The following is a 6,393-nucleotide window of genomic DNA, read 5'->3' on the forward strand; positions in this document are numbered from 1 at the left end:
CTTGGCCGGTGAACTTCTTCCGTCACCGGCCTCTCGGTCTTTCCGCGCTCGCCCTGCTGATCACGGTCGCGGGCTGCTCCTCCGCAGACGACAGCGCGTCGGCGGCGGTTCCCTCGCCGGGGACGGGCGTCACGAAGCTGTGCCGAGAACTGGACCGGGTACTGCCGTCCAAGGTCGACGACCAGGACCGTCGGGATCCCGAGCCCGCGTCCGCGCTGACCGCGGGCTGGGGTGACCCGGCGATCATACTGCGGTGCGGTGTGAAGCGGCCCTCGAAGATGGACGATCCGGAGGCCGACGGGGTCGAGGCGGACGGAGTCGGGTGGCTGCTGGAGAAGCGGGACGACGGGGCGTTCCGGTTCACCACGACCCTGCGGAAGGCGTACGTCGAGGTGACGATCCCCGAGGGCCGCACCGCGGACGGCATGGCGCCGCTGGTGGACCTGGCGCCGGGCATAAAGAAGGCGATCCCCGAAGGGATCGCCGACTAGCCGCCGACCGGCTGCCGAGGCCGTGCCGACCGGCTACCGAAGCCCCGTCGACCTGCGAAGTGCCGCCTCGATGAGCCGGTCCACCAGCTCCGGGTAGCTGATCCCGCTCTTCTCCCACATCTGCGGGTACATCGAGATCGGCGTGAAGCCCGGGAGCGTGTTGATCTCGTTGATCACGAACTCGCCGTCCTCGGTGAGGAAGAAGTCCGCGCGGACCAGGCCCTCGCAGGAGGCCGCGTCGAAGGCGTCGACCGCGAGCCTCTGCACCTCGGCCGTCTCCTCGGGCGTGAGCGGTGCCGGCACGATCCCCGGGGTCGAGTCGATGTACTTCGCCTCGAAGTCGTAGTACGCGTGCTCCTGCGGCGGGGGGATCTCGGCCGGGACCGACGCGCGCGGGCCGTCCTCGAACTCCAGGACACCGCACTCGATCTCGCGGCCCCGCAGCGCCGCCTCCACGAGGATCTTCGGGTCGTGGCTCTGCGCCTCGGCGATCGCCTCGTCCAGGCCGGAGAGGTCGTCGACCTTGGTGATGCCGATCGACGAACCCGCGCGCGCGGGCTTCACGAACAGCGGCCAGCCGTGCTCACCCGCGAAGTCGACGATCTTCTTGCGGGCCGCCGACTCGTCCCGCTCCCACTCGCGCGGCCGGATCACCACGTACGGGCCGACCTTGAGCCCGAAGGAGGTGAACACCCGCTTCATGTACTCCTTGTCCTGGCCGACGGCCGAGGCGAGCACGCCCGAGCCGACGTACGGGACCCCGGAGAGCTCCAGGAGGCCCTGGAGGGTGCCGTCCTCGCCGTAGGGGCCGTGCAGGACGGGGAAGACGACGTCGACCTCGCCGAGCGCCTTGGGCACCGATCCCGGCTCGCTGTAGACGACTTCACGGTTCGCGGGGTCGACCGGGAGCACCACGCCGCCCTCGCTCGACTCGGCGAGTTCCTCGACACTCGGCGTACGGCGCTCGGTGATCGCCATGCGTTCCGGTTCGTCGGCGGTGAGCGCCCAGCGGCCGTCCCGGGTGATGCCGATCGGCAGCACGTCGTACTTGGTCCGGTCGATGGCCCGCAGTACCGCGCCGGCGGTGACCACGGAGATCCCGTGTTCGGAGCTGCGCCCGCCGAACACGACGGCCACGCGCGGCTTGCGAGGCGGCTGCTGAGGGCTCTGGGGGAGGTTCTCGGTGCTCATATCGCGTTGAGAGTACCCGTTGGTAGTGGCGTGAGACAGCGTCCACCTCTGCGGCGAACGAGGCAAAAACCTACGTCGTGGCTCAGCGTCGCTCGGGCTTCGCGCTGCGCGACATCAGCTCCTTGACGGCGACCACCGGGGACTTGCCCTCGTGCACGATGCCGACGACCGTCTCGGTGATCGGCATGTCGACGCCGTGCCTGCGGGCCAGATCCAGCACCGACTCACAGGACTTGACGCCCTCGGCGGTCTGCCTGGTGACCGCGATGGTCTCCTGCAGGGTCATGCCCTTGCCGAGGTTGGTGCCGAAGGTGTGGTTGCGCGACAGCGGCGAGGAGCAGGTCGCCACCAGGTCGCCGAGACCGGCGAGGCCGGAGAAGGTCAGCGGATCGGCGCCCATGGCGAGGCCGAGCCGGGTCGTCTCGGCGAGACCGCGTGTGATGAGCGAGCCCTTGGCGTTGTCACCGAGTCCCATGCCGTCCGCGATGCCGACGGCGAGGCCGATGACGTTCTTCACGGCACCGCCGAGTTCGCAGCCCACCACGTCGGTGTTGGTGTAGGGGCGGAAGTACGGCGTGTGGCAGGCCGCCTGGAGCCGCTGGGCGACCGCCTCGTCGGTGCAGGCGACCACGGCGGCGGCCGGCATCCGGGCGGCGATCTCCCGCGCGAGGTTGGGTCCGGTGACCACCGCGATGCGGTCGGCGCCCACCTTCGCGACGTCCTCGATCACCTCGCTCATCCGCATGGCGGAGCCGAGCTCGACGCCCTTCATGAGGGAGACCAGGACGGTGTCGGGGGCGAGCAGCGGGGTCCACTCGGCGAGGTTGGCGCGCAGGGTCTGCGAGGGGATCGCGAGGACGGTCAACTCGGCGTCGCGCGCTGCCTCCGCGGCGTCCGCCGTAGCCCTCACGTTCTCGGGGAGTTCGACGCCGGGGAGGTAGTCCGGGTTCGTGCGCGTGGAGTTGACCGCTTCCGCGAGTTCGGGGCGGCGCGCCCACAGGGTGACCTCGCACCCCGCGTCGGCCAGCACCATGCCGAAGGCGGTGCCCCATGAACCGGTGCCGAAGACGGCCGCCTTGACGGGCTTGCTCACTTGCTCTTCTCCCCCTCGTGACCGCTCTGGGTCTGCGTCCGGCGCCGCTGCTCGATCCGCTCGCGGCGTGGGTCGTACGCCGTCCCGGGTGCCTTCTCGCCCCGGATGATCTCCAGCTGGGCGGTGACGGCGGCCATGATGACCTCGGTGGCCTCCTTCAGGAGGTCCGGGGTCATCTCCTTGCCGTAGAACGGCGACAGGTCCACGGGCGGCCCCGCGAGGACGTGCGAGGTCTTGCGCGGAAGGACGTGGAGCTTCTTGGCGTACGGCGGCAGCAGTTCGTTGGCGCCCCACTGCGCGACCGGGACCACCGGGCACTTGGTCTGCAGGGCCACGCGCGCGGCGCCGGTCTTGCCGATCATGGGCCACTGGGCGGGATCCCGGGTGATGGTGCCCTCGGGGTAGAACGCGACGCATTCACCGCGTTCCACGGCGTCGATGGCGGCCCTGAAGGCGCTGAGCGCGTCCGTGGTCTCGCGGTAGACGGGAATCTGCCCGGTGCCGCGCATCATGGCGCCGATGAATCCCTTGTTGAAAAGAGGGCTCTTCGCGAGGAATCGCGGAACGCGGCCGGTGTTGTACTGGAAGTGCGCGTACGCGAAGGGATCGATGTGCGAATTGTGGTTGACCGCGGTGATAAATCCGCCGTCAGCCGGAATGTGTTCCATTCCACGCCAGTCCCGCTTGAGCAGAACCATGAGCGGCGGTTTGGCGATCACCGCTGCCAGGCGGTACCAGAAGCCGATTCTGCGGCGGGGCACGCGGACACCTTCCTCTAGGGCCTGGGGGGCCGCACAAGTGTCGCCCCAGGCCGCCTGTCTGTCGAGAACACCGTACGCCCCGCCACGGACACCGCCAGATGGGGCGCGTGACGACTGAGTGACAATGGCCGCGACAAGAGAAGGACGGAACGCTCGTGCAGTGGACGTTGGTCATCCCGTTGAAGCCTCTGGCGCGGGCCAAGAGCAGGCTCTCGGACACCGCGGACGACAGGGTGCGCCCGGGTCTGGCCCTCGCCTTCGCCCAGGACACCGTGGCGGCCGCGCTGGCCTGCCCGGCGGTCGGGGATGTGGCGGTGGTCACCGACGACTCACTGGCCGGCCGGGAGCTGGCGGCCCTGGGCGCCCGCATCGTCCCCGACGAGCCCCGAGGAGGCCTGAACGCGGCCCTCGCGCACGCGGCGGCCGTCGTACGCTCGGCACGTCCCGAAAGCGCCCTCGCCGCCCTGAACGCCGACCTTCCGGCGCTACGGCCTCTGGAATTGGCCCGGGTCCTCGACGCCGCCGCGGAATTCCCGCGCGCTTTTCTCGCGGACGCGGCGGCAATCGGCACCACTCTGCTGGCGGCCGGGGAAGGCGCCGAATTGCGTCCCGCCTTCGGCCCGGATTCGCGCGCCCGGCATCGCGCCTCGGGAGCGGCGGAACTCCCCCTCGCCGAGGTGGATTCCGTACGGCAGGACGTCGACACCGGCGATGACCTGCGGGCCGCGCTCGCGCTCGGGGTGGGGCCCCGGACGGCCGCCGCCGCGGCGCGGCTGCTGATTCCCGGGCAGTAGGCTGCGGCCATGCAGGCGACCGCGTACACGTACGACCCCGAAAGCCGCAGTGGGCAGGTGCTTCTGGACGACGGCACCCCCGTGCCCTTCGACGCGCCGGCGTTCGACGCGGGAGGTCTGAGGCTGCTGCGTCCCGGACAGCGCGTGCGCATCGAGATGGCCGGCGACAAGGTCACCCTGGTGACTCTCCAGACCTTCTGAACCCCCTTGCACACGCCGCGGGCCGGACTCCGACGCGGAGTCCGGCCCGGCGCGTGAGTGCCCCTGTGCCCTTACCTCTTGCGGGCCGTGGCCTTCTTGGCGGTGGTGGTGCGAGCAGCCGACTTCTTGGCGGGCGCCTTCTTGGCGGTCGCCTTCTTCGCCGGGGCCTTCTTGGCCGTCGTCTTCTTTGCGGTGGTCTTGTTCGCCGCGGTGCTCTTGGCGGCGGTCCCGGTCGTCTTCTTGGCGGTGGCCTGCTTGGCCGTCGTCTTCTTGGCGGTGGCCGTGGTCTTCCTGGCCGTCGTCTTCTTCGCGGTGGTCTTCTTCGCGGCGGCGGTCTTGGCGGTGGCCCTCTTCGCGGCCGCCTTCTTGACCGTGGCCGAAGCCCCGCCGGTCAGGCTGCCCTTGGGCGCCTTCTTGACCGCGACGTCGTTCTTCGGGAGCTTCTTCGTGCCGCTCACCAGGTCCTTGAAGCCCTGGCCCGCGCGGAAGCGCGGCACGGAGGTCTTCTTGACCCGAACCCGCTCGCCTGTCTGGGGGTTGCGGGCGTAACGGGCCGGCCGGTCGACCTTCTCGAACGAACCGAAGCCGGTGACCGAGACCCGGTCGCCCGCGACCGTCGCGCGGACGATGGCGTCCAGGACCGCGTCGACCGCGTCGGCGGCCTGCTGGCGGCCGCCGACCTTGTCGGCAATCGCTTCTACGAGCTGCGCCTTGTTCACGTCTTCCCCTTCGGAGACATTGCCAGAACGAAACTGTTCAAGCTTTTTCGCACGTTAGGCAGATATATACCGCAAATCAAACACGAAACGGGCTTATCACCCTTGTGCCGCAACGAACTCGACTGCTCTGGACTTGTTCAGCGTTCCTCTTCCGGGATTCGACCCGCGTCGAGGTCAGTCATGAACCCCTCCAGACGCCTTGTCGCTTCGACGACGTCGTGCTTGGCCGCGGCCGTAATGACCAGCAGCTTCCGGGTCAGCGCCATCCGTACGCCCTCCGGGACTTGCAGTGCGCGCACCCTTGCGTGCGCTTCCTTCAGTTGGTCCGCGACTGCCGCATAGAGCTCGAGTTGGCCGTCGTGTTCCATGCACAGATTGTGCCATCTGGGGCGAGTTGTCGCCTGCTAGGGGTGCAACTGCCGCCTCAAACGGCCTTCCGGGCACATCCGGGAGTCACGGCTACAAGGGACGCGTACCCCGACAACACCCGCCGTAACGTGGGAAGTTGAGCGGGCGTGTCGCGCGGTGCGAGGCCATCCGGGCGCAGACACGGCCGTACCCCCGATCGGGCTGATCGGGGGTACGGCAGGGGGGTTGGGCTGGCCGAAACTCGACCTGTTCAGTTGCTCCGAAGGAGGGGCGGCGTCACGCCTGCAGCGTCCGCGGCTTGTACGAGGGCCGCTTGGCCTCGTACGCGGCGATGTCGGGCTCGTTCTGGAGGGTGATGGAGATGTCGTCCAGGCCGTTCAGCAGCCGCCAACGGGCGTTCTCGTCGAGCTCGAAGGCGGCGGTGATGCCCTCGGCGCGCACCTCGCGGGCCTCGAGGTCGACCGTGATCTCGGCCGTGGGGTCGTTCTCCGTGAGCTCCTGGAGCGCGTCCACGATCTTCTGGTCCAGAACGACCGTGAGCAGGCCGTTCTTGAGCGAGTTGCCGCGGAAGATGTCGGCGAAGCGGGAGGAGATCACGGCCTTGAAGCCGTAGTTCTGCAGGGCCCACACCGCGTGCTCACGGGAGGAACCGGTGCCGAAGTCGGGGCCGGCGACCAGGACCGTGGCGCCCTTGCGCTCGGGCTGGTTGAGGATGAATTTCTCGTCCTTGCGCCAGGCCTCGAACAGTCCGTCCTCGAAGCCGTCCCGGGTCAC

At 69.4% G+C, this 6,393-nt stretch carries 9 protein-coding genes; 3 read left to right on the plus strand and 6 right to left on the minus strand.

What is annotated here, in order from left to right; translation table 11 throughout:
• The first annotated feature begins 8 nt into the window (after positions 1 to 8).
• Positions 9 to 491 carry a DUF3515 domain-containing protein gene (locus ABZT02_RS30175; RefSeq protein WP_356022943.1) on the plus strand — a complete coding sequence of 161 codons (483 nt, stop codon included), beginning with the start codon at positions 9 to 11 and terminating at the stop codon, positions 489 to 491.
• Between the two features lie 33 nt (positions 492 to 524).
• Here the strand turns inward: ABZT02_RS30175 and ABZT02_RS30180 are convergent, their stop codons facing one another.
• From ABZT02_RS30180 to ABZT02_RS30190, 3 genes are all read right to left on the minus strand, one after another.
• Positions 525 to 1,682, minus strand: a complete 1,158-nt coding sequence (locus ABZT02_RS30180; protein ID WP_356022945.1) for a D-alanine--D-alanine ligase family protein — start codon at positions 1,680 to 1,682, stop codon at positions 525 to 527.
• A gap of 82 nt (positions 1,683 to 1,764) precedes the next feature.
• A complete protein-coding gene (locus tag ABZT02_RS30185) occupies positions 1,765 to 2,775 on the minus strand; it encodes an NAD(P)H-dependent glycerol-3-phosphate dehydrogenase (RefSeq protein WP_356022948.1) in 1,011 nt (336 codons plus the stop codon).
• Positions 2,772 to 3,536: a lysophospholipid acyltransferase family protein gene (locus ABZT02_RS30190; RefSeq protein ID WP_356022950.1), complete on the minus strand. Its 765-nt coding sequence runs from the start codon at positions 3,534 to 3,536 to the stop codon at positions 2,772 to 2,774. Before ABZT02_RS30190 ends, ABZT02_RS30185 begins: the two co-directional genes overlap by 4 nt.
• Positions 3,537 to 3,691: 155 nt before the next feature.
• On the opposite strand from ABZT02_RS30190, the gene cofC reads away from it, so the two are divergent.
• Both cofC and ABZT02_RS30200 read left to right on the plus strand, forming a co-directional pair.
• Positions 3,692 to 4,330 (plus strand): 2-phospho-L-lactate guanylyltransferase, encoded by a 639-nt coding sequence (gene cofC, locus ABZT02_RS30195; RefSeq protein WP_356022953.1) that lies wholly within the window; start codon positions 3,692 to 3,694, stop codon positions 4,328 to 4,330.
• Between the two features lie 9 nt (positions 4,331 to 4,339).
• Positions 4,340 to 4,531 carry a hypothetical protein gene (locus ABZT02_RS30200; RefSeq protein WP_356022956.1) on the plus strand — a complete coding sequence of 64 codons (192 nt, stop codon included), beginning with the start codon at positions 4,340 to 4,342 and terminating at the stop codon, positions 4,529 to 4,531.
• Between the two features lie 71 nt (positions 4,532 to 4,602).
• On the opposite strand, the gene ABZT02_RS30205 is transcribed toward ABZT02_RS30200, so the two are convergent.
• The 3 genes from ABZT02_RS30205 to leuD form a co-directional block, all read right to left on the minus strand.
• Positions 4,603 to 5,250, minus strand: coding sequence for an HU family DNA-binding protein (locus ABZT02_RS30205; RefSeq protein ID WP_356022958.1), 648 nt, complete (start codon positions 5,248 to 5,250; stop codon positions 4,603 to 4,605).
• Positions 5,251 to 5,387: 137 nt separating this feature from the next.
• Complete coding sequence (locus ABZT02_RS30210) at positions 5,388 to 5,618, minus strand: hypothetical protein (protein WP_280849110.1); 231 nt, start codon at positions 5,616 to 5,618, stop codon at positions 5,388 to 5,390.
• 277 nt (positions 5,619 to 5,895) lie between these two features.
• Positions 5,896 to 6,393 (minus strand): 3-isopropylmalate dehydratase small subunit (gene leuD, locus ABZT02_RS30215; protein ID WP_356022961.1); only part of this gene is annotated, 498 nt, incomplete at its 5' end.

The sequence above is a fragment of the Streptomyces sp. NPDC005402 genome, from assembly GCF_040606575.1.
Classification (GTDB): domain Bacteria; phylum Actinomycetota; class Actinomycetes; order Streptomycetales; family Streptomycetaceae; genus Streptomyces.